Below are 21,659 nucleotides of genomic sequence, written 5' to 3' on the forward strand. Positions count from 1 at the left end.
GCCTTGCACCGCCTCCTTCGCTCAAGTGGTCTGCTCGCCCGCCATCGCCTTCGCGGCCGGCATGCGCGCCGCATCGGCACGCACCACACCGAGCGCCAGCACCGCCATCCCTGCGATCAAGCACGGCGCCGCGACGACGGCAAACGCAGTCGACAACGGCACGCCCATCGCGAGCATCGCGCCGCCCGTCATCGATCCGACGACCGAGCCGCCACGGCCGATCCCGTTCGCCCAGCTCACGCCGGTGGTGCGACACTCGGTCGGATAAAACGCAGCCGACAGCGCGTTCGCGCCGACCTGAGAACCCGACACGCAGAAGCCGGCCGCGAACACCGCGAGCGCGGCGCCCCAGGGCGATGCGGCAAACACGCCGATCGCGGCGACGAATACGCCGGCCGCCGCATAGCTGCAGGCCAGTACGCGATGCGGATCGAAACGGTCCATCAGCCCGCCGAGGACGATCGCGCCGAGCGTGCCGCCGACCTGGAACATCGCGGTCACGCGCGCGGCCGTCTGCAGCGTCGCGCCGGTCGTGCGCAGCAGCGTCGGCAGCCAGCTCGACAGCAGGTAGATCACGAGCAGGCTCATGAAGAACGTGAGCCACAGCAGCAGCGTGCCGCGCAACAGGTCGGCGCCGAACAGGCGGCCGAGCGGCGACCCGGCCGGCTTGCTGGCGGGCGCGATGAACGACGCGTTCAGAAGATGCGGATCCGGCGCGATACGACCGAGCATCGCCGCGATCCGTTCGCGCGCCGCGCCTGTATTGACGAGATAGCGCACCGATTCCGGCAGCCGCCACGCAAGCACCGGCAGCAGCAACAACGGCGCGGCGCCGCCGACGACGAGCACCGCCCGCCAGCCGTGGTGTTCGATCAACGACGCAGCCGCAAGCCCACCGAGTGCGGAACCGATCGTGAAGCCGCAGAACATCGTCGTCACCAGCAGCGAGCGGCGTCGCGCCGGGCAGTATTCGGACGTCAGCGTGATCGCATTGGGCATCGCGCCGCCGAGCCCGAGCCCGGTCACGAAGCGCCACGCGATCAGCTCGGTCAGGCCGCCCGCGCTCGCCGACGCGGCGCTCGCAATGCCGAAGCATGCCACGCAGGCGAGCAGCAGCCGCTTGCGGCCGAACCGGTCGCCGAACGGCCCGAACACGAGCGCGCCGGCCATCAGCCCCGCGAGCCCCGCACCGAACACCGGTGCGAGCTGCGCGGGCGACAGCCCCCATTCCGCACGGATGACGGGGGCGATGAACCCGATCGATGCGGTATCGAAACCGTCGATCGCGACGATCAGAAAGCACAGGACGACGATCGCGGCCTGAAACGGCGCCACGCGATGCCGGTCGATCCATTCGCTGACGTCGATGGACAGCGTATCGGTCATGATGGTGTCTCCTCCAGGAAGGCGGTCGCGCGTCGTGTCGTTGAATTGCGCGCCGCCGGAATCGGGGCAACCGCGCCGCGTTACGCGACCGTCTTCAGGCAATCCTCCGCGCGCCAGCCGTGCAGCCAGTCGAGCGCGTCGTAGAACTGCGCCTGCGTGCGGCCGACCCAGAGCCCGTTGCGCACCTGCCGCTCGACGCCCTTCGCGTGGTAGATCCGCCCCATCTCGCGCGCCGAATACAGCACGCGTGCGGTGCGCGGAATCCGCACACGTTCGTACAGCGCGAACGCGGCCTCGAAATCGCCATCGGTGCGGGCCACGGCCGCACCGAGCGTCACCGCGTCCTCGAGCGCCTGGCACGCGCCCTGCGCGATGTATTGCGTCATCGGATGCGCGGCGTCGCCGAGCACCGTCGCGCGGCCCTCGCTCCAGCGTTCGACCGGATCGCGATCGGCGGTCGCCCAGCGCTTCCACGACGTCGGCCGGTCGAGCATCTGCTTCGGCAGCGGATGGACGCCGTCGAAGTACGACAGCACTTCTTCCTTGCTGCCCTCGCGCACGCCCCAGGTTTCCTGCTCGCGGCTGTGGAACGTGACGACGAGGTTGTACTGCCGTCCACCGCGCAGCGGGTAGTGGACGAGATGGCAATGCGGGCCGGCCCATACCACCGGCGCATTGATCTGCAGGTCCTGCGGCATGTTGTCGACGTCGACCACCGCGCGATACACGACGTGGCCCGTCACGCGATGCGCGTCGCCGATCAGCGCTTGACGGATCGCGGATTTCACGCCGTCGCAGCCGATCACCGCATCCGCGCGATAACGCTCGCCGTGCTGGTCGGTCACGGTCACGCCGTTGCCGTCCTGCTCGAAGCCGCACACCTGCGTGCTCGTCCGGAATTCGATCAGCGGGTGGTCCTTGACCGCCTCGTAGATCGACAGGTGAATGTCCGCGCGATGAATCACCGCATACGGATTGCCGAAGCGCTCGCGGTACGCGGCGCCCGTATCGACCCGCGCCACCTCGCGCGCATCGACCGCATCCATCAGTTGCAGCCAGTCGGTGAACACCGCCCGGCCGCGCGCGGCCTCGCCGACACCCAGCGCATCGAGCGCGTTGAATGCGTTCGCCGCGAGCTGGATCCCCGCGCCGATCTCGCCGATCTCATCGGCCTGTTCGAGCAGCTTCACGCGGATGCCCTGGCGCGCGAGCGCGAGCGCCGTCGCGAGCCCGCCGATGCCGCCGCCGATCACCAGCACGCGCCGGCCGTTGTGTTTTGTCTCGCCCATGTCTGTCTCCTGCTTCGTGTTACGCGACGTAATCCGGTTGCCGCTGCGGCTGTGCCGCGTCGAACGCCGGCTCGTGCCGCGCGTGTTCATAAACCGCGAGGCTGCGCGGATACGCGCTCAGGTCGCAATCCATCCGCAACGCGTTCGCGACCTGCGGCACGAGGCATACGTCCGCGAGCGTCGGCGTGTCGCCGAAGCACCACGGGCCCTCGTCCGCGCGCACGAGCAGCCGCTCGACGGCGGCCATCCCTTCCGCGATCCAGTGGCGGTACCACGCGGTCTTCTGCTGCGGCGTGACCTTCAACTCGGTGTCGAGATAGCGCAGCACGCGCAGGTTGTTGACCGGATGGATGTCGCATGCGATCAGCGTCGCGAGTTCCAGCACGCGCGCACGATGGTGCAGTTCGAGCGGAATCAGTCGAGGCGTCGGCTGGATCTGGTCGAGGTAATCGAGGATCGCGAGCGACTGCCCGAGACGAAAATCCCCATCGACCAGCGCCGGCACCGCGGCCGACGGATTCACGTTCGCGACGTACGCCGCCTCGCGATGCTCGCCGGTGCGGATGTTCACCGGCAGCGTGTCGTACGGCAGCCCTTTCAGCGCGAGCGCGATACGCACCCGGTAGGACGTCGAACTGTTGAAGAAGCTATGCAGTTGCACGATGTCGCCTTTTGATCAAGATGCGTCAGACCACGCGCACGGTCAGTTCGCCGAGCCGTTCGACGCCGACCTTCATCACGTCGCCCGCGACCACCGCGCCGACGCCTTCGGGCGTGCCCGTGAAGATCACGTCGCCCGGTTCGAGGCGGAAGAACTTCGACAGGTCGGCCACCGTTTCCGCGACCGACCAGATCAGGTGCGACACGTCGCTCCTCTGCTTCGTCGCATCGTTGACGGTCAGCCACAGGCCGCCCTGTTCGAAGTGGCCGACCTCGCTCGCCGGATGCACGGGCCCGATCGGCGCCGAGCGGTCGAATGCCTTGCCGATTTCCCATGGCCGGCCCATCTCGCGCATCTTCATCTGCAGGTCGCGGCGCGTCATGTCGAGGCCGACCGCGTAGCCCCACACGTGTTCGAGCGCGCGCTCGAGCGGGATGTCCGAACCGCCCTTGCCGATCACCGCGACGAGCTCGGCTTCGTAGTGATAGTTCTGCGTCTGCGACGGATAGGCGAGATCGAGCGTGTCGCCGTACGCGACCGGCACGATCGAATCGGCCGGCTTGCAGAAGAAGAACGGCGGCTCGCGATCGGGATCGAAGCCCATTTCACGTGCATGGGCCGCGTAGTTGCGACCGACGCAATACACGCGGCGCACCGCGAACTGCGCGTCACTGCCGACGACGGGGAGCGCCACGGGCGCTTCGGGCTGGAAAACGAAAGTCATGAATGGCTCCAGCATCAATACGAATGAAGGGGGCGCGCCGCCGCAGCGACGCACGGGAAACGGGAAACGGGAAACGGAAAACGGATCGTCGAAACCGGCCGGCGTCAGTCGCGCGCTTCGCGCAGCAGGTTCAGCGCGGAGAGCACGGGCCGGTCGGAATAGCTGAACAGCACGCTGTCGGACGACGCAGACAGCCGCACCGGCACCCACGACGGCGCGACGAAGATGTCGTGCGCCTCGAATTCGAAGGCGTTGCCGCCGATGTGCGCGGTGCCGCGGCCTTCGACGACGCAGTAGATCGTCGCGTCGGTGCTGCGGTACGTGCGGCCGTCGAAACCGGCCGGCAGGAACTGCATGAAGGTGGCGATCGTCGGCATCGGCCAGCCGCCCGTCGCGGGGTTCACATAGCGCAGCTTCACGCCGTCCCACGCATCGAGCTCGCCGTTCCGGTACAGCGCGTCGAGCGCTTCGCGGGTGCGGGCATACGGGTAGCTGAATACCGGCGACGTCGGATCGCTCGCGCGATGCCGCACCGGCACCATGTTGTGACCGAAGCGCGCGAAGCTGTCGCCTTCCGGGCGATTCACCGGCTGCACGGCTTCCGGGTAGTTCTCCGCGAAGCCTGCGTCGAGGTTCGCGAGCAGCGGGATGTCGAGCCCGTCGAGCCACACGACCGGCTCGCCGCCCGCTTCTTCCGGCGGGTTGCCGTGGTCGTGCCATGCCCACGACGGCGTGATGATGAAGTCGCCCGGATGCATCGTCGTGCGCTCGCCGTTCACGGCCGTCCACGCGCCACGCCCTTCGACGATGAAGCGCAGCGCCGACTGCGTGTGCCGGTGGCTTGGCGCGATCTCGCCCGGCAGGATCAGCTGCAGGCCCGCGTACAGGGTCGGCGTCATGCTCGACTTGCCGGGCAGCCCCGGGTTCTCCAGCACCAGCACCCGGCGCACGGCTTCTTCCGCGCTGATCACGCTGCCGGCCTGCATCACGAGGTCGCGCACCTGCGCGTATTTCCAGATCGCGGCCTGCGCGGCCGGCTGCGGGGATGTCGGCACGAGGTTGTGCAGCGATTCCCACAGCGGCGCCAGGCGTTGCTCGGCGATCCGTGCGTAGTAGGCGGCGCGCGACGCGTCCGGGTGGGTCGTCATGATGTCTCCTTGGAGTCGGCCGATCGGCGTCGGCGCTATGTCGGGGCGAGACCGTGCTGCAGTCCGTTAGCTGATTTATATTCGACCCAGACATACCCGGTAAAATGGTCAAATCATCTGATCCATATATTTCTGGATATACCTACTCGCGACGAGGCATGCGATGGACTGGACCCACCGGCTGCGACTGCGGCATCTGCAGGTACTGTTGAGTCTTGCCGGCACCGGCAATCTGAGCCAGTCGGCAGTCGCGCTCGCCACCACGCAGCCCGCGCTGTCGAAATGGCTGAAGGAACTGGAAGAGGATGTCGGGCTGCCGCTGTTCGAGCGGCATGCGCGCGGCCTGCGGCCGACGCCGTACGGCGAAGCATTGATCGAGCATGCGCGCCGCGTCGAAGCGCAGCTCGACATCGCACGCGACGACATGGCCGCGCTGCGGGAAGGCGGCAGCGGCCTCGTGACGATCGGTACGTCCGGCGTAGCGGCGGCCGACACGGTGCCGCTCGCGGTGTCGCAATTGCTGAAACGGATGCCGCGCGCGCAGGTCCGGATGACCGAAAGCACGATGAACCAGCTGATGCCTCAGCTCGCACGCAGCGAACTGGATATCGTCGTGGGCCGCTCGGGGTCGACATCCGTCGATCCGCTGCTGCATGCCGAAGCGCTGTATGTCGATCCGGTCGTGTTCGTCGCGCGGCCCGGCCACGCGCTCGCCGGTGCGACGTCGGTCGACTGGGACGACGTGCTCGCCTACTCGTGGATCGTATGGCCGTCGGGCACGCCCGTGCACAACGCGCTGGAGGCCGCGCTGTCGGCCGCCGGCCGCGCACGGCCGCCACACTGCGTCGAATCGAATTCGTCGATCCTCAACCTCACGCTGCTGAACAACACCGACCTGCTCGGCGTGGCATCGCACCGCGCTGCGCAGCGCTTCGCGCAACTGAACGCGATCCGGATCCTGCCGATGCAGCTCGAGGGCCAGGGTGCGGTGTCGATGTACTGGCATCCCGACAGCGCGAATCGCGCGGCCGTGGCCGCGACGATCGAGTGCCTGCGCGCCTGCGCGGCGCCGCAGGTCGGCGGATGGGAGAAAGTGAAGGCGGAATGAATGGCGCGGCCCGGTGTCAACCGGGCCGTGTTGCCGTGTTGCCGTGTTGCCGTGTTGCCGTGTTGCCGTGTTGCCGTGTTGCCGTGTTGCCGTGTTGCCGTGTTGCCGTGTTGCCGTGTTGCCGTGTTGCCGTGTTGCCGTGTTGCCGTGTTGCCGTGTTGCCGTGTTGCCGTGTTGCCGTGTTGCGGCGACGCGTCACGCGCCGTCGCAGGATGCCGTACCGTCCAGCATCAGCGTGCCGACCCGCGCGGGCACGAGCGGCGTGCGCGGCGCCGGCGGTGTCCAGCCGAACAGCGCCTGCGCAGCGGCGCCGCACACGCGGCCCTGACACGCGCCCATCCCACAGCGTGATTGCAGCTTCGCGGCCGTCCAGCCCGGTGCTTGCGCGACGGCGTCGAAACGCACGTCCTCGCAACGGCACAGCAACGTGTCGGCCCGCGCGAGCCGGCGGATCGGTTCGCGGATCGCGAAACGCTCGCGTACGGCATCGGCAAACACCTGCCAGTGCGCCCGCTGCGTAACCAGCGCGGCCAACCGCGCCGTCTGCCCGGTCGCCGCCAAACCGGCGATTTCGCCTTCGACCATCGCCAGTTCGCTACCGCCGACGCCCGTGCACTCGCCCGCCGCAAAAACACCATCGCGGCTCGTACGCTGGTGCACATCGACCGCCACCGCGCCATCGTCGATCCGGCAGCCGAGATGACTCGGCAGCGCGGTATTCGGCACGAGGCCGAAGCCGCACGCGAGCCGGTCGCAGTCGACGTCGAACTCACGATCGCCCTGACGAATCCGCACGCGTTCGAGCCGCTTGTCGCCGAACGCCTCGACGACATGCGCATCAGGCCGATAGGCGGCGGTGACGAGCTTCGCGGCCTGCGCAAGCTTCGACGGCCAGCGCCACAGCCCCGCCCCGAACCCGGCCACGTCGCCCCATGCGGCCTGTTCGAGCACGTGCGACACGCGCGCGCCGGCCTGCCGGGCCGTCGCCGCGCTCGCCAGCAGCAGCGGCCCGCTGCCCGCGATCACCGTGCGCTGCCCGCGCACGTCGAGGCCGTACTTGATCAACGCCTGCAAGCCGCCTGCGCCGGTGACACCCGGCAGCGTCCAGCCCGGAAACGGCAACAGCAGCTCGCGTGCGCCGCAGCAGAGAATCAGCGTGCGGAAATCGAGCAACAGCCCGCGTTCGTCATCCTCGAGCAGCAGCGTACCCGGCTGCGTTTCGGCGACGATGCGCGTCGCCGCGAGATGCGTGACGTTCGGCTGCCGCAACACGGCGAGCCGCTCGGCGGCGGCCGGCGTCGGCGTAGTCGCCGCGCCTTGCCGCCAGATCTGCCCGCCCGCGCGCGGATTGTCGTCGACGATCGCAACCGTCGCACCGCTGCGCGCGGCGGCCCGCGCGGCCGACAGCCCGGCCGGCCCCGCACCGACGATCGCGACGTCGACGCTCAGTCGTTCCTGTTTCATCGCGTGCGCTCCACCTGCATCCCGTCGCGGCACAGCGTCTGGCAAGCCAGCCGGCGACGGCCATCGATCGTCATCCTGCACTCCTGGCAGATGCCCATTCCGCAAAACGGCGCACGCGCCGCACCCGTGCACGACACGCGCGTCGTGTCGTCGCCGCTCGCCGCGACGGCGGCCGCGACGGTCGCGCCGTCGGCCACCGTCAGCGCGCGGCCGTCCAGATGAATGATCATGTCAGCCTCCGCCGGGCCGCCCCAAGGGGGCTGACTGCCCCCACGGGGGGCAGCGAACGAAGTGAGCGTGGGGGTCGTTTCATCTCAGCCTCCGCCGGGCCGCCCCAAGGAGGTTGACCGCCCCCGCGGGGGGCGCCGTGCATGGGACCGGAGTAAACGCTGAAGCGCCAACACCGGTCGACAGCGAACGAAGTGAGCGTGGGGGTCGTTTCATGTCAGCGCTCCGGCGACGAGGGACGCGCTCAGGAAGCGTCCCGGCAAATACGGTTCGATATCGATGGGCGGCCGTTCGCCGGCCATCAGCGCCGCGACGAGCCGCGCGCTGCCCGGCGCGGTCGTCACGCCGAGCCCTTCATGCCCGACCGCGAGCCACACGCCAGGCCGCGCCGGATGCTCGCCGAGCAGCGGCAGCCCGTCGGGGCTCGCGGAACGGAAGCCCGTCCATGCGCGGATGCCGTTCAGGTCGGCCAGGTCCGGCAGATAACCCACTGCGCGGCGCAGCATGCGCGCGAGCACCGGCGGGTCGACTTGCGCGTCCTCGGTGTCGAACTGGCGCGACGAACCGATCAGCAACTGGCCGGTCGGCCGCGGCTGCACGTTGAACGCGACCGACGTGCCGTCGCTCGCATGTGCGCTCGCCGCATAGCCCAGCTCGACGAGCTGGTGCGACACCTGGCCCGGATAGCGGTCGGTGATCAGCAGATGGCCCTTTTTCGGGCGCAGCGGCAACTCGGGCAGCAGCGTGCGCGCGGCCACGCCGTTCGCGACGATCACCCGCTCCGCGCGCAGCGTGTCGCCGCTCGCGAGCGTCACGCTCGGGCCATCGACCGCGACGGCCCGGTCGCGCCGCAACGTGATGCGCGGCGCGCGCTGCAGCAGCCAGTTCGCGGTGACGGGCGCATAGAGGATCGCGTCGCCGGGAATCTTCAGCGCACCGCCGAGGCCCGCGCGCAGCATCGGCTCCAGTCGCGCGAGCGTCGCCGCGTCGATCAGCTCGCCCGCCACGCCATGCGCGGCCAGCGTCGCCTGCTTCGCACGCGCCAGATCCATTTCGTGCGCATCGGCGGCGAGCCACAACGTGCCGCAGTTGCGGTACGCGCACCCTTCCGGCATCTCGCCGCTCAGCGCGCGCCACAGTTCGATCGAGTAATGGCTGAGCGCGAGTTCGGCCGCGTTGTCGTCCATCGCGACGAGGTGCCCCATGCCCGCGCCGGTTGCCCCGCCGCTCGCGTCGTCGACGACGAGCACGCGCAGCCCGCGCTGCGCGAGTTCGTGTGCGCACGCCGCGCCGACGATGCCGGCGCCGATCACGACGACATCCGTCTTCGTGTCGCTCACGGCGCAATGCCCCAGCCGAATGGATCATCTTCCTCGATCAGCAGCGTCGCTTCCGCGCTCAGGTGCGCGCTGCCACGAATCGTCGGCACGATGCCGCCGTCGGCCACTTCGTAGCTCGCCTGGAACACGCTGCCGATCACGCTCGCCTGCCGCCATACGGCGCCCGGTTCGAGCTTGCCGTCGGCCGCGAGGCACGCGAGCTTCGCGCTCGTGCCGGTGCCGCACGGTGAGCGGTCGTAGGCGAGGCCCGGGCACAGCACGAAGCTGCGGCTGTCGTGCTCGGGATCGTCGGCGAACAGCTCGATATGGTCGATCTCGCCGCCGTTCGCGCCGGTGATGCCCGCGCGTTCGAGCCCTTCGCGCACGGCCGACGCATACGCGGTGAGCGCCGCGACGTTGTCGCCGGCGACGCGCTGCCCATGGTCGCTGATCAGGAAGAACCAGTTGCCGCCCCATGCGATGTCGCCCTTCACGGGGCCGTAACCCGGTACGTCGAGCGCGACGCCCTTCGCATGGCGATATGCGGGTACGTTGCGCACGCTGACCGACAGGTCGTCGTGCAGCGTCGCCTCGACGGTGCCGACGGGCGTCTCGATCCGGTGCACGCCGGGCGCGATGCGCCTCATATGGTGCAGCGTACGCACGACGCCGATCGTGCCGTGCCCGCACATCCCGAGATAGCCGCTATTGTTGAAGAAGATCACGCCGGCCGCCGCCTCGGGCGACACGGGTTCGCACAGCAGCGCGCCGACCAGCACGTCGCTGCCGCGCGGTTCGAGAATGCAGGCGGTGCGGTAGCGGTCGTGTTCGCGCGCGAGCACGTCGCGACGCTCGGCCATCGTGCCGCTGCCGAGCGCGGGGAAACCGGACACGACGAGCCGAGTGGGTTCGCCGCCCGTGTGCGAATCGATGATCTGGATGCGCTTCATCATGAGCCGTCCGAAGTGGGGAAAGGAGCACAGCTTCCTCCGTCGCGCGTCCGCCCGCTTGTGGCTTTTCGATGAGGACGACGACGAAATCGGCATAGTGCGAAGCGCCCTTCCCGCGCCGTCCGGCCGCTATGCCGATTTCGTCATTTTGCTCCGCGATACGACTCAAGCGTGATGGGCATTTGCGCGGCGATACTGGTTGCCACACCGACACCTGTCGGCCGACCGATACAAACACGTAGGAGATTGAAGTGAGCCGAAACGCCATTCAGTGGACCGGGGTTTTCCCGGCCGTCAGCACCCAGTTCAAGCCGGACTTTTCCCTCGACATCGATGCCACGCACCGCGTGGTGAAGAACCTGGTGAACGACGGCGTATCGGGCCTCGTGGTCTGCGGCACGGTCGGCGAGAACACGTCGCTGTCGACGAGCGAGAAGCTCCAGGTGATCGAGGCCGCACGCGACGCGGCCGGCGGCAAGATTCCGGTGATCGCCGGCATCGCCGAATTCACGACCGAATTCGCGCGCAACACGGTGCGTGAGGCGCAGCGCGTCGGCGTCGAAGGCGTGATGGTGATGCCCGCGCTGGTCTATTCGGCGAAGCCGCACGAAACCGCTGCGCACTTCCGTGCGGTCGCGACGAGCACCGACCTGCCGGTGATGGTCTACAACAACCCGCCGATCTACAAGAACGACGTGACACCCGACGTGCTGATCGCGCTGCAGGATTGCGAGAACATCGTCTGCTTCAAGGATTCGTCGGGCGATACGCGCCGCTTCATCGACCTGCGCAACGCCGTCGGCGATCGCTTCGTGCTGTTCGCGGGCCTCGACGACGTCGTGGTCGAGAGCATTGCCGTCGGCGCCGAAGGCTGGGTATCGGGCATGTCGAACGCGTTCCCGAAGGAAGGCGAGACGCTGTTCCGCCTCGCGAAGCAGAAGCGCTTCGACGAAGCGCTCGCGCTATATCGCTGGTTCATGCCGCTGCTGCACCTCGACGCACGCCCCGACCTCGTGCAGTGCATCAAGCTGTGCGAAGAGCTGGTCGGCCGCGGCAGCGCGATCACGCGCCCGCCGCGCCTCGCGCTGCAGGGCGACACGCTCGCGGAAGTGAAGGCCATCGTCGCGAAGGCGCTCGAAACGCGCCCCGCGCTGCCCGACGTCGGTCTCTGATCGACTCCCGCTGCGGCGGCGCGCGGGCTTTCCCCCCTGCGCGCCGCCGTCTCCGGTCCGGCATGGCTTGCGGGCCCGTTCATACCGGCGCCCGAGCGCGCCGCGCGTGAACGCCCCGCAGCCCGCCCCGGTCGTTCGAACCGGGCGACGCCGGCCGGCAGGCTGGCGCCGCTGCTCCGTCGGAGCGCGGCGCACCTCGAGCCTGTGCCGATATTCCTCCAGGAGACACGCCCATGCCAGGCCAAGGCAACGCTCACCCGTCTGTCCCGCTTTCCCGTTCCGCGCACCCCGACGCGGGTCACGGCAAGTTCAAGAAACAGCTGTCGCTGACCGATCTCACGTTCATCGGTCTCGGCGCCATTTTTGGTTCGGGGTGGCTGTTCGCCGCGAGTCACGTGTCGACGATCGCGGGCCCGGCCGGCATCTTCTCGTGGCTGCTCGGCGGCTTCGCGGTGCTGCTGCTCGGCATCGTCTACTGCGAACTCGGCGCCGCGCTGCCGCGCGCGGGCGGCGTCGTGCGCTACCCGGTGTTCTCGCACGGCCCGCTGCTCGGCTACCTGATGGGCTTCATCACGCTGATCGCCTTTTCGAGCCTGATCGCGATCGAGGTCGTCGCCGCGCGCCAGTATGCGGCCGCGTGGTTTCCGGGCCTGACCGTCGCAGGATCGAGCGACCCGACCACGCTCGGCTGGCTCGTGCAGGCCGCGCTGCTGGGCTTCTTCTTTTACCTGAACTATTCGAGCGTGAAGACGTTCGCGAAGGCGAACAACATCATCAGCCTCTTCAAGTTCATCGTGCCGCTGGCCGTGATCGCGGTGCTGTTCACGTTCTTCAAGCCCGCGAACCTGACGATCCAGGGCTTCGCGCCGTTCGGCATGCCGGGCATCGAGATGGCCGTGTCCGCGGGCGGCATCATCTTCGCGTACCTCGGGCTCACGCCGATCGTGTCGGTCGCGAGCGAGGTGCGCAATCCGCAGCGCACGATCCCGATCGCGCTGATCCTGTCGATCCTGCTGTCGACGCTGATCTACGTGCTGCTGCAGCTCGCGTTCATCGGCAGCATCCCCACCGACATGCTCGCCGCCGGCTGGCATGACGTGAGCAAGGCGTTCTCGCTGCCGTACCGCGACATCGCGCTGGCGCTCGGCGTCGGCTGGCTCGCGGTGATGGTCGTCGCCGACGCGATGATCTCGCCGAGCGGCTGCGGCAACATCTACATGAACGCGACGCCGCGCGTGGTCTACGGCTGGGCGAAGACGGGCACGTTCTTCAAGGTGTTCACGCGCGTCGACGAAGCGTCGGGCATCCCGCGCGCGGGCCTGTGGCTCACGTTCGGCCTCGCGATCTTCTGGACGCTGCCGTTCCCGTCGTGGGAAGCGCTGATCAACATCGTGTCGGCCGCGCTGGTGCTGAGCTATGCGGTGGCGCCGGTGTCGGTCGCCGCACTCCGCCGCACCGCACCGGATCTCCCCCGGCCGTTCCGCGCAAGCGCGTTCGGCATCACCGGCCCCGCGTCGTTCGTGATCGCCGCGCTGATCGTCTACTGGTCGGGCTGGAGCACGGTGTCCTGGCTGCTCGGCCTGCAGATCGTGATGTTCGTGATCTATCTGGCGTGCCGCCGCTGGGTGCCGACCGCGCACCTGAGCCTTGCCGAGCAGGTGCGCTCGTCCGCGTGGCTGATCGCGTTCTACGCCGCGATGATCGTGCTGTCGTATCTCGGCGGCTTCGGCGGCACGGGCCAGCTTGCCCATCCGTACGACACGGTCGTCGTCGCGGCCGTCGCGCTCGTCATCTACTACTGGGGGGCGAACACCGGCGTGCGCTCGGAGAAGCTGCAACTCGACGACGACGAGGACTGACGCACTCGCTCCTTTTCCCATGATCCCTTCGGCCGGGCGCTCCACGCCCGGCTCCTGTTTTTTCCGAGGAAAACCATGCAACTCACAGGTCAGCTCCTGATCGGCCCGTCCGCCGTCGCCGGACAGAACGGCACCCTCCACGCGATCGCCGCCGCCACCGGCGAACGGCTCGAACCCGCCTTCGGCGGTGCGAGCCTGCACGACCTGGAGACGGCCTGCGCGCTCGCCGACGACGCCTTCGACACCTATCGCGAAACGTCGCTCGAAGCCCGCACCGCGTTTCTCGACGCGATCGGCCGCCACATCATGGCGCTCGGCGACGACCTGATCGAGCGCTGCGTCATCGAAACGGGCCTGCCGCGCGCGCGCATCGAAGGCGAGCGCGGCCGCACGGTCGGCCAGCTCGCGCTGTTCGCGTCGCTCGTGCGCGACGGCGGCTTTCTCGACGCGCGGATCGATCCGGCGCGCCCCGAGCGCAAGCCGCTGCCGCGCGTCGACCTGCGCCTGCGCAACGTCGCGGTCGGGCCCGTCGCCGTGTTCGGTGCGTCGAACTTCCCGCTCGCGTTCTCGGTCGCCGGCGGCGATACCGCCTCGGCGCTCGCGGCCGGCTGCCCGGTGATCGTCAAGGCGCATTCGGCGCATCCTGGTACCTCGGAACTCGTCGGCCGCGCGATCCAGCAAGCCGCGCGTGAATGCGGGATGCCGGCCGGCGTGTTCTCGCTGCTGTTCGACGCGTCGCGCGAGATCGGCCAGGCGCTCGTCGCCGATCCGCGCATGAAGGCCGTCGGCTTCACCGGCTCGCGCCGCGGCGGCGTCGCGCTGATGCACATCGCGGCCGCGCGCCCCGAGCCGATTCCCGTCTATGCGGAAATGAGCTCGATCAATCCCGTGCTGCTGTTTCCCGCCGCGCTCGACACGCGCCACGATGCGATCGCGCCGCAGTTCGTCGCGTCGCTCACGCTCGGCGCCGGTCAGTTCTGCACGAACCCGGGCCTCGTGCTCGCCGTCGACGGTCCCGCGCTGCGCGCGTTCGAGGAAACGGCCGCCGCCGCGGTGCGTGCCGCGCCCGCGCAAACGATGCTGACGCCGCCCATCCACGCCAGCTACGAACAAGGTGTCGCGGCGCTGCGCGATCACGCGGCCGTCGAGCTGCTCGCGCAAGGCGCCGAAGGCAATCGTCTGCAGGCCCGCGCGGCGCTGCTCGCGACCTCGGCCGACGCTTTCATCGCGCATCCCGAATTGCGCGACGAGGTGTTCGGCCCCGCTTCGCTGATCGTGCGTTGCCCGGACGCGGACACGCTGCATCGCGTGCTGAAGTCGCTCGAAGGCCAGTTGACGATCGCCGCGCATCTCGCCGATGGCGACGCGCCGCTGTTCGCCGCGCTGCGCCCGCTGCTCGAGCGCAAGGCCGGCCGCATTCTCGTCAACGGCTTCGGCACGGGCGTCGAGGTCGGCCATGCGATGGTGCACGGCGGCCCGTTCCCGGCCACGTCCGATACGCGCACGACGTCCGTCGGCGCGCGCGCGATCGAGCGCTTCCTGCGTCCGGTGTCGTATCAGGACCTGCCTGACGCGCTGCTGCCGGACGCGATCCGCAACGGCAATCCGTTGAACGTGCCGCAACGTATCGACGGCGTGCCCGCGCCGCGGGGGGCGTGAGATGACCGCATCCACCGACGAAATCGTCCTGTCGCTCGATGAAGTCCATGCGCTCGCGCTGCGCGTGCTGACGCATCATGGAATGTCCGACGCGCATGCGCATGCCATCGCCAACGTGATCACGCAAGGCCAGCGCGACGAATGCCATTCGCACGGCGTGTACCGGCTGCTCGTCTGCGTGCGTTCGCTGAAGAAGGGCAAGGTCGATCCGCAAGCCGTGCCGACGCTGCGCCGGCTGTCGTCGTCGATCGTCTCGGTCGACGCCCATCGCGGCTTCTCGCTGCTGAGCTTCGAGACAGGCCTGCCGGTGCTCGTCGAGATGGCGAAACAGCACGGCATCGCCGCGATGACGATCAACCATTGCTACCACTTCTCCGCGCTGTGGCCCGAGGTCGAGGCCATCGCGGCCGAGGGGCTCGTCGGCATTGCGATGAATCCGAGCCATAGCTGGGTTGCGCCGGAAGGCGGCAAGGAGCCGGTGTTCGGCACAAACCCGATCGCGTTCGCATGGCCGCGCCCGGGCGGCGTGCCGTTCGTGTTCGATTTCGCGACGAGCGCGATCGCGCGCGGCGACATCGAGCTGCATGCGAAGCAAGGCAAGGCGATCCCGCCGGAATGGGCCATCGACGCCGACGGCCGGCCGACCACCGATCCGAAAGCCGCGCTGCAGGGCGCGATGCGCACGTTCGGCGGCCACAAGGGTTCGGCGCTCGCGGCGATGGTCGAACTGCTCGGCGGCGCGCTGATCGGCGACATGACGAGCCGCGAGTCGATGGACTTCGACGAAGGCGTCGGCGCGACGCCGTGCCACGGCGAGCTCGTGATCGCGTTCGATCCGAAGGTGTTCCTCGGCGACGATCTCGACACGGGGCTCGCGCGCGGCGAACGGATGTTCGAATCGATCGTCGCGCAGGGTGCGCGGCTGCCGTCGCAACGCCGCTTCGACGCCCGCGCGCGCAGCATCGCGAACGGCGTGCGGATTCCGAAGGCGCTGTACGACGAGATCCTGACGCTGCTCGGCTGACGCGCGATCGAGCGGCGCGGCTTCGACGTCGGCAAGACGGGCGATGAAGCCGCTGCCGGGCTCCGCTGGCGATGGCCGGCTTCCGGCTTCGCGTGTTCCCGCCATGGCATCTTCGCGCCGCGCTTTGTTCGGTTCTTTCGGCTTGTGCGCCTACGCGCTGCCCGCCGCGCCCCACCCGCGCCGGTCGGCCTTGCCCGCCGGCGCCGCCCGCCCGGCGGCTGTGGGATAATTACGGAGTTTGCCCAGGGCGCAGCTCAAGAGGTTGTTCGCACGGGCGCGCGAGAGGCCTTTATTCCCCCTGCCTCCACCCTTTTCCCGCGATATTTCTTCTGCAACGACCATGCCCACTTACCGTTCCAAAACCTCCACCGCTGGCCGCAACATGGCAGGGGCGCGCTCGCTCTGGCGCGCCACCGGCATGAAAGACGACGATTTCTCGAAGCCGATCATCGCGGTCGTCAACTCGTTCACGCAGTTCGTGCCGGGGCACGTGCACCTGAAGGATCTCGGCCAACTGGTCGCGCGCGAGATCGAGGCTGCCGGCGGCGTCGCGAAGGAATTCAACACGATCGCGGTCGACGACGGCATCGCGATGGGCCACGACGGCATGCTGTATTCGCTGCCGAGCCGCGACATCATCGCCGACTCGGTCGAGTACATGGTGAACGCGCACTGCGCGGACGCGATGGTCTGCATCTCGAACTGCGACAAGATCACGCCGGGGATGCTGATGGCCGCGATGCGCCTCAACATCCCGGTGATCTTCGTGTCGGGCGGCCCGATGGAAGCGGGCAAGACGCGCCTCGCGAACCCGGTCACCAAGGCCATCGAAGTGAAGAAGCTCGACCTCGTCGACGCAATGGTGATCGCGGTCGACCCGTCGTATTCCGACGCCGAAGTCGCCGAAGTCGAACGCTCGGCCTGCCCGACCTGCGGCTCGTGCTCGGGCATGTTCACCGCGAACTCGATGAACTGCCTGACCGAAGCGCTCGGCCTGTCGCTGCCCGGCAACGGCACGGTGGTGGCCACGCACGCCGATCGCGAGCAACTGTTCAAGCGCGCCGGCCGTCGCATCGTCGAACTCACCCGCCAGCACTACGAGCAGGACGACGAACGCGTGCTGCCGCGCTCGGTGGGCTTCAAGGCGTTCGAGAACGCGATGACGCTCGACATCGCGATGGGCGGTTCGACCAACACGATCCTGCACCTGCTGGCGATCGCGCAGGAAGCCGGCATCGACTTCACGATGAAGGACATCGACCGCCTGTCGCGCGTCGTGCCGCAGCTGTGCAAGGTCGCGCCGAACACGAACAAGTACCACATCGAGGACGTGCACCGCGCAGGCGGCATCATGGCGATCCTCGGCGAGCTCGACCGCGCCGGCAAGCTGCACACCGACGTGCCGACCGTGCACACGCCGTCGCTGAAGGACGCCCTCGACCAATGGGACATCGTCCGCACGCAGGACGACGCGGTCCGCACGTTCTACCAGGCCGGCCCGGCCGGCATCCCGACGCAGGTCGCGTTCAGCCAGAACACGCGCTGGCCGAGCCTCGACCTCGATCGCGCCGAAGGCTGCATCCGCTCGTACGAGCATGCGTTCTCGAAGGAAGGCGGCCTCGCCGTGCTGACGGGCAACATCGCGCTCGACGGCTGCGTGGTGAAGACGGCCGGCGTCGACGAGAGCATCCTCGTGTTCGAAGGCACGGCTCACGTGACCGAATCGCAGGATGAGGCAGTCGACAACATCCTGAACGACAAGGTCAAGGCCGGCGACGTGGTGATCGTGCGCTACGAAGGCCCGAAAGGCGGCCCCGGCATGCAGGAAATGCTCTACCCGACCAGCTACATCAAGTCGAAGGGCCTCGGCAAGGCGTGCGCGCTGCTGACGGACGGCCGCTTCTCGGGCGGCACGTCGGGCCTGTCGATCGGCCACTGCTCGCCGGAAGCGGCAGCGGGCGGTGCGATCGGCCTCGTGCGCGACGGCGACAAGATCCGCATCGACATCCCGAACCGCACGATCAACGTGCTGGTGTCGGACGAGGAACTGGCGCGCCGCCGCGAAGCGCAGAACGCCAAGGGCTGGAAGCCGGCGCAGCCGCGTCCGCGCAAGGTGTCCGCTGCGCTGAAGGCCTACGCGAAGCTGGTCATGTCCGCCGACAAGGGCGCGGTGCGCGACCTGTCGCTGCTCGACGACTGATTGGGGTCACAACCAGCAAGACCGGCTGCTTGTAACACGTAGCCGGTCAGGCTGCGGGCCGAAGCCCGCTCGCCCGATCCAGAAGCCGCTCTCCGGAGCGGCTTTTTTTCGTCCTGCGCCGACCGAATGCATCGGCATCGTCAGTGACGGAATTCTTCCGGGCCGCCGCCTCCGCCACCACCGTGGCTTCCGCCGCCGTTCCCGCCACCCTGCGGTCGCCCGCCGCCGTAACCGCCGCCACCACCCCCACCGCCGCCCGGGTGCACCGGTACCGGCATCGCGCGGCCCTCACCGCCCGGCGCGGGAGGCGGACGCATGACGGCGGCCGGTGGCGGACGCATGACGGCCGGCGGCGGCGCTGCCGGACGCGGATTGCCGGCTGCACCCGGCATCGGCGCAGGCGCAGGCGCGGGTGCAGGCTCAGCCGGCGGCGGCGTGCGAATCGCGCCGTTCCAGCCGCCGCGAGCAGCGGACGGCCGCGTGTCATGCACGGGCGGCGGTCCGCCCGGTGCGGCCTGCGGCAGCCCGCCCGGTTGCGGGCGCCCCTGTCCCGGCGGCACGCGCCCCTGTCCCGGCGGCATGCCGCCCGGGCCGAGCCGCGGTTCCGCGCGGTGTTCCCACCGATCGCGGTCATGGAACCACGGCCGGTGACGGTAGTAGCGATCCCAGTACGCACCGATCGCGAACCCCGTGATCGGCACGCCGATGATCGCGCCATATTCGACCAGCGGCGCGTAACCGCCCTGGTACGGATAGTCGATCAGTTGCGCGTCGATCCAGCCGCGCACGCCCGGCAGTGCGACGTCGCACCATGTGTAGTCGCTCAGGCAGCCGAACACGTCCAGCGCGGTGCCCGGCGGAATCTGCGCGACGACCGGATAGTCGGGCGCGGGCCCGGCGAACAGTTCGGCCGGGGAATTCGTGTAGCCGGTGCTTTGTGCCTGTGTCATACCCGGCACGGCCGCCAGGCCGAGCAGAACGACGCACAGGCTTCGGACAATCGTGTTCCTCATGATGCTCTCCCGTGCGGTGCCGCCGCGCGCCGGTCAGTGCCGATGCCCGCCCCAGCCGCCACCCCAGTGGCCGCCGCCCCACGGACGATGCCCGTACCCGCCGCGTCCACGCCACCCGCCGCCCCATCCGCCCCAGAAGCCGACCGAGATCGCCGGTGCGCCCCAGCCGTACCAGCCCGGGTAATACGCGGGCGCATAGTACGGATACGGATAGGGATACGGTGGCGGATAGGCCGGCGCGACGTAGACGGGCGCCGGATCGACCACCGGCGGCGCGACCGCCGTCGCAGCCGGGCCCGGCGCAGTGGTGGCCGGCGCAGCCGGCGTGACGGGAATCTCGCGCTGCGTCAGCGTGGCCGGCGCCGGCGCGTAATACGGAGCATAGCCATACGGACTCGTGTAATAACAACCGCCGAGGGTCAGCGTCGTCAATGCGAATACCGCACACCTCGCGGCAGGAATCGGGGTCATGTGTTGCTCCGGCAGAATCCGCGCGTCGCCGCCAGGCGCGCGCCTGACTCTAGCTTACGTCCCCTGCAGATTTCCGCTCGGTATGATCGGTTACTTTTTGTTTCCTGCACCGGACGGCCGCGCGGGCACGCCGCGTGCTGGCCCGTCTGCCACGCTCGCGTTGAAGTTCGCGCAAATGCCCTCAACTTGAACGATGTCAGGCTGGCCGGCGCGGACGGGGTTCGCGAGCAACCGGCGGCCCGAAACCCGCGGACTTCGGCCCGCCCAGACAGGAACGCGGCTCGCGCCGCCATCGACATGACTACGCCACGCCCCACTCCCCGGGCGGACACGCCGCTCGATCCGATCATCCAGTTGCTGGCGCTCGCCGGCGAACAGGGTTATCTGACGCACGCCGACCTCGTCGACGCGCTGCCGCCCGAAAGCGACAGCCCCGACGCGCTCGACGTCGTGCGCGCCGCGCTCGCCGACATCGGCATCGCCGTGCTCGACGAGCCGCCAGCGCCTGCGCCGTTCGCCGGTTCGGCGCCTGTCGACGTCGATCGCGATACGCTCGACGAAGGCCGCGCGATGCTCGGCGACCTCGCGCGCGGCACGAGCGCATCGACCGATCCGCTCGCCCTCTACATGCGCCGCATGCAGGCGGTGCCGCTGCTCACGCGCGAAGGCGAAATCGTGCTGGCGCGCGAGATCGAGACGGGCCGCCACCAGATCCTGCACGCGCTCGCCGGCTATCCGGCGGCGGTGGACGCGCTGCTCGCGCGTCATCGCGCCACGGCTTCGACCCGCGCAGCCGGGTCGTCCGACGACGACGCCGGCGACACGCCTGCGCCCGCCAGCTACGACGCGCTGCAGGCGGCCGTCGCGGCCGTGCGCGGCGCATTGCACGCGCATGGCTACCGTTCAGACGAATACCGTGACGCCCGCAACCACGTCGCCGCCCTGCTTGGCTCGATCGCGTGGGTCGCACCGGCCGTCGACGACGCGAGCGGCGTCGTGCGCACGCTCGTGTCCGCGCCGCATCACGACGCGGCGGGCGAAGCCGCCTGCTTCGACGCGGTCGCGCGGCGGGCACTTGCCGCGGCGCTGGCAGACGGCCAGCAGAAAGTGCGCGACGCCACGCGCGCGATGCTCGAGGCGAACCTGCGGCTCGTGCTGTCGATCGCGCGCAAGTACATGAACCGCGGCGTCGACCTGCCCGATCTCGTGCAGGACGGCAGTCTCGGCCTGATGCGTGCGATCGAGAAATTCGAATACCGGCGCGGGTTCAAGTTCTCGACCTATGCGACCTGGTGGATCCGCCAGGCGATCGCGCGCGCGGTCGCGGATCGCGCCCGCACGATCCGCGTGCCCGTGCACGTCGGCGACCAGTACCAGCGGGTGCAGCGGCATGCGCTGCGTTTTCGGCAGCGCACGGGCCGCCGGGCGACGCCGGCCGACCTCGCGGCCGAAACCGGCCTCGACGAGGACAAGCTGCGCGCGGTGCTCGCGCTGCCCGCCGAACCCGTGTCGCTCGACGCGCCGCTGCCCGACGCGGACACCGGTCTCGTCGAGCTGATCGAGGACCAGGCGTCGGCCAGCCCGTTCGAGCAACTGGCCGACACGCGGATGCGCGAATGCGTGAGGTCGCTGCTCCGGTCGGTCACGCCGGCCGAGGCCGACGTGCTGCGCCGGCGGTTCGGGCTCGGCGGCGCCGAGCCCGACACCTACGACGCGATCGCGCAGGACGCGGGCATGTCGCGCGAACGCGTGCGGCAGATCGAGAAGCGGGCGCTCGCCGCGTTGCGCACGGCAGCCGAGGCCGAAAACGCGCAGTCGTTCCTCGACGCGTGACCGCATCACGCGACGCACGGTCGTGCCGCTTTCCGGCACGACCGTGCGCGTCGAACCTGTGCTACGTTTGCCATTGACGTGCGTCAAGCTTTCTTCGTCGCGTATCGCGACAATGATGAAAAGGCGACCGGCGCATCGTTCACCGTGTCCG

19 protein-coding genes are annotated in these 21,659 nt (G+C 69.2%); 8 read left to right on the forward strand and 11 right to left on the reverse strand.

Going from position 1 to position 21,659, the window contains the following annotated elements; all coding sequences use genetic code 11:
- Nucleotides 1–21: 21 nt before the first annotated feature.
- The 5 genes from CFB43_RS26220 to gtdA form a co-directional block, all read right to left on the reverse strand.
- The gene (locus tag CFB43_RS26220) at nucleotides 22–1,386 is read right to left on the reverse strand and encodes an MFS transporter (RefSeq protein ID WP_089497183.1); all 1,365 of its coding nucleotides are present in this window, start codon (nucleotides 1,384–1,386) and stop codon (nucleotides 22–24) included.
- 80 nt (nucleotides 1,387–1,466) lie between these two features.
- Entirely contained in the window at nucleotides 1,467–2,675 is a 1,209-nt protein-coding gene (locus tag CFB43_RS26225; protein WP_089497184.1) for a 3-hydroxybenzoate 6-monooxygenase, read from the reverse strand.
- Nucleotides 2,676–2,694: 19 nt separating this feature from the next.
- Nucleotides 2,695–3,336, reverse strand: coding sequence for a maleylacetoacetate isomerase (gene maiA, locus CFB43_RS26230; protein WP_089497185.1), 642 nt, complete (start codon nucleotides 3,334–3,336; stop codon nucleotides 2,695–2,697).
- A 25-nt stretch (nucleotides 3,337–3,361) separates the two neighbouring features.
- On the reverse strand, nucleotides 3,362–4,060 hold the full coding sequence (locus tag CFB43_RS26235; protein WP_089497186.1) for a fumarylacetoacetate hydrolase family protein: 699 nt from the start codon (nucleotides 4,058–4,060) through the stop codon (nucleotides 3,362–3,364).
- Nucleotides 4,061–4,164: 104 nt separating this feature from the next.
- On the reverse strand, nucleotides 4,165–5,208 hold the full coding sequence (gene gtdA / locus CFB43_RS26240; protein WP_089497187.1) for a gentisate 1,2-dioxygenase: 1,044 nt from the start codon (nucleotides 5,206–5,208) through the stop codon (nucleotides 4,165–4,167).
- Between the two features lie 163 nt (nucleotides 5,209–5,371).
- On the opposite strand from gtdA, the gene CFB43_RS26245 reads away from it, so the two are divergent.
- Nucleotides 5,372–6,316, forward strand: coding sequence for a LysR substrate-binding domain-containing protein (locus tag CFB43_RS26245; RefSeq protein ID WP_089497188.1), 945 nt, complete (start codon nucleotides 5,372–5,374; stop codon nucleotides 6,314–6,316).
- 195 nt (nucleotides 6,317–6,511) lie between these two features.
- Here the strand turns inward: CFB43_RS26245 and CFB43_RS26250 are convergent, their stop codons facing one another.
- From CFB43_RS26250 to CFB43_RS26265, 4 genes are all read right to left on the reverse strand, one after another.
- Nucleotides 6,512–7,780: an NAD(P)/FAD-dependent oxidoreductase gene (locus CFB43_RS26250; RefSeq protein WP_089497189.1), complete on the reverse strand. Its 1,269-nt coding sequence runs from the start codon at nucleotides 7,778–7,780 to the stop codon at nucleotides 6,512–6,514.
- Nucleotides 7,777–8,010, reverse strand: a complete 234-nt coding sequence (locus tag CFB43_RS26255; RefSeq protein WP_012338331.1) for a 2Fe-2S iron-sulfur cluster-binding protein — start codon at nucleotides 8,008–8,010, stop codon at nucleotides 7,777–7,779. The genes CFB43_RS26250 and CFB43_RS26255 overlap by 4 nt, the downstream gene beginning before the upstream one ends.
- A gap of 210 nt (nucleotides 8,011–8,220) precedes the next feature.
- Nucleotides 8,221–9,348: an NAD(P)/FAD-dependent oxidoreductase gene (locus CFB43_RS26260; protein ID WP_089497190.1), complete on the reverse strand. Its 1,128-nt coding sequence runs from the start codon at nucleotides 9,346–9,348 to the stop codon at nucleotides 8,221–8,223.
- Entirely contained in the window at nucleotides 9,345–10,277 is a 933-nt protein-coding gene (locus CFB43_RS26265; RefSeq protein WP_089498151.1) for a 4-hydroxyproline epimerase, read from the reverse strand. The genes CFB43_RS26260 and CFB43_RS26265 overlap by 4 nt, the downstream gene beginning before the upstream one ends.
- A gap of 1 nt (nucleotide 10,278) precedes the next feature.
- Between CFB43_RS26265 and CFB43_RS38530 the strand changes: the two genes are divergently transcribed.
- The 6 genes from CFB43_RS38530 (at nucleotide 10,279) to ilvD (ending at nucleotide 18,191) form a co-directional block, all read left to right on the forward strand.
- Entirely contained in the window at nucleotides 10,279–10,452 is a 174-nt protein-coding gene (locus CFB43_RS38530) for a hypothetical protein (protein WP_179254909.1), read from the forward strand.
- 76 nt (nucleotides 10,453–10,528) lie between these two features.
- Nucleotides 10,529–11,449: a dihydrodipicolinate synthase family protein gene (locus CFB43_RS26270; protein ID WP_089497191.1), complete on the forward strand. Its 921-nt coding sequence runs from the start codon at nucleotides 10,529–10,531 to the stop codon at nucleotides 11,447–11,449.
- A gap of 233 nt (nucleotides 11,450–11,682) precedes the next feature.
- Entirely contained in the window at nucleotides 11,683–13,308 is a 1,626-nt protein-coding gene (locus CFB43_RS26280) for an APC family permease (RefSeq protein WP_089427722.1), read from the forward strand.
- Nucleotides 13,309–13,383: 75 nt separating this feature from the next.
- Nucleotides 13,384–14,967, forward strand: a complete 1,584-nt coding sequence (locus CFB43_RS26285) for an aldehyde dehydrogenase (NADP(+)) (protein ID WP_089497192.1) — start codon at nucleotides 13,384–13,386, stop codon at nucleotides 14,965–14,967.
- Nucleotide 14,968: 1 nt separating this feature from the next.
- Nucleotides 14,969–15,991, forward strand: a complete 1,023-nt coding sequence (locus tag CFB43_RS26290) for an Ldh family oxidoreductase (protein ID WP_089497193.1) — start codon at nucleotides 14,969–14,971, stop codon at nucleotides 15,989–15,991.
- 340 nt (nucleotides 15,992–16,331) lie between these two features.
- On the forward strand, nucleotides 16,332–18,191 hold the full coding sequence (ilvD, locus tag CFB43_RS26295; RefSeq protein WP_089497194.1) for a dihydroxy-acid dehydratase: 1,860 nt from the start codon (nucleotides 16,332–16,334) through the stop codon (nucleotides 18,189–18,191).
- Nucleotides 18,192–18,331: 140 nt separating this feature from the next.
- Here the strand turns inward: ilvD and CFB43_RS37985 are convergent, their stop codons facing one another.
- Nucleotides 18,332–19,204 carry an SH3 domain-containing protein gene (locus tag CFB43_RS37985; protein WP_144023110.1) on the reverse strand — a complete coding sequence of 291 codons (873 nt, stop codon included), beginning with the start codon at nucleotides 19,202–19,204 and terminating at the stop codon, nucleotides 18,332–18,334.
- 33 nt (nucleotides 19,205–19,237) lie between these two features.
- On the reverse strand, nucleotides 19,238–19,675 hold the full coding sequence (locus CFB43_RS26305) for a hypothetical protein (RefSeq protein ID WP_089497195.1): 438 nt from the start codon (nucleotides 19,673–19,675) through the stop codon (nucleotides 19,238–19,240).
- A 297-nt stretch (nucleotides 19,676–19,972) separates the two neighbouring features.
- Between CFB43_RS26305 and CFB43_RS26310 the strand changes: the two genes are divergently transcribed.
- The gene (locus tag CFB43_RS26310) at nucleotides 19,973–21,508 is read left to right on the forward strand and encodes a sigma-70 family RNA polymerase sigma factor (protein ID WP_089497196.1); all 1,536 of its coding nucleotides are present in this window, start codon (nucleotides 19,973–19,975) and stop codon (nucleotides 21,506–21,508) included.
- The last annotated feature ends 151 nt before the right edge of the window (nucleotides 21,509–21,659 follow it).

The sequence above is a fragment of the Burkholderia sp. AU15512 genome (assembly GCF_002223325.1).
GTDB lineage: Bacteria > Pseudomonadota > Gammaproteobacteria > Burkholderiales > Burkholderiaceae > Burkholderia.

Excerpts from the sequence above, each read along its gene's own strand:
- CFB43_RS26255 (WP_012338331.1), bottom strand. The coding sequence starts at position 8,010 with ATGATCATTCATCTGGACGGCCGCGCGCTGACGGTGGCCGACGGCGCG.
- CFB43_RS26235 (WP_089497186.1), bottom strand. The coding sequence starts at position 4,060 with ATGACTTTCGTTTTCCAGCCCGAAGCGCCCGTGGCGCTCCCCGTCGTC.
- CFB43_RS38530 (WP_179254909.1), top strand. The coding sequence starts at position 10,279 with ATGAGCCGTCCGAAGTGGGGAAAGGAGCACAGCTTCCTCCGTCGCGCG.
- CFB43_RS26265 (WP_089498151.1), bottom strand. The coding sequence starts at position 10,277 with ATGAAGCGCATCCAGATCATCGATTCGCACACGGGCGGCGAACCCACT.
- CFB43_RS26285 (WP_089497192.1), top strand. The coding sequence starts at position 13,384 with ATGCAACTCACAGGTCAGCTCCTGATCGGCCCGTCCGCCGTCGCCGGA.
- CFB43_RS26280 (WP_089427722.1), top strand. The coding sequence starts at position 11,683 with ATGCCAGGCCAAGGCAACGCTCACCCGTCTGTCCCGCTTTCCCGTTCC.
- gtdA (WP_089497187.1), bottom strand. The coding sequence starts at position 5,208 with ATGACGACCCACCCGGACGCGTCGCGCGCCGCCTACTACGCACGGATC.
- ilvD (WP_089497194.1), top strand. The coding sequence starts at position 16,332 with ATGCCCACTTACCGTTCCAAAACCTCCACCGCTGGCCGCAACATGGCA.
- CFB43_RS26220 (WP_089497183.1), bottom strand. The coding sequence starts at position 1,386 with ATGACCGATACGCTGTCCATCGACGTCAGCGAATGGATCGACCGGCAT.
- CFB43_RS26310 (WP_089497196.1), top strand. The coding sequence starts at position 19,973 with ATGACTACGCCACGCCCCACTCCCCGGGCGGACACGCCGCTCGATCCG.
- CFB43_RS26250 (WP_089497189.1), bottom strand. The coding sequence starts at position 7,780 with ATGAAACAGGAACGACTGAGCGTCGACGTCGCGATCGTCGGTGCGGGG.
- CFB43_RS26245 (WP_089497188.1), top strand. The coding sequence starts at position 5,372 with ATGGACTGGACCCACCGGCTGCGACTGCGGCATCTGCAGGTACTGTTG.
- CFB43_RS37985 (WP_144023110.1), bottom strand. The coding sequence starts at position 19,204 with ATGAGGAACACGATTGTCCGAAGCCTGTGCGTCGTTCTGCTCGGCCTG.
- CFB43_RS26305 (WP_089497195.1), bottom strand. The coding sequence starts at position 19,675 with ATGACCCCGATTCCTGCCGCGAGGTGTGCGGTATTCGCATTGACGACG.
- CFB43_RS26290 (WP_089497193.1), top strand. The coding sequence starts at position 14,969 with ATGACCGCATCCACCGACGAAATCGTCCTGTCGCTCGATGAAGTCCAT.
- CFB43_RS26225 (WP_089497184.1), bottom strand. The coding sequence starts at position 2,675 with ATGGGCGAGACAAAACACAACGGCCGGCGCGTGCTGGTGATCGGCGGC.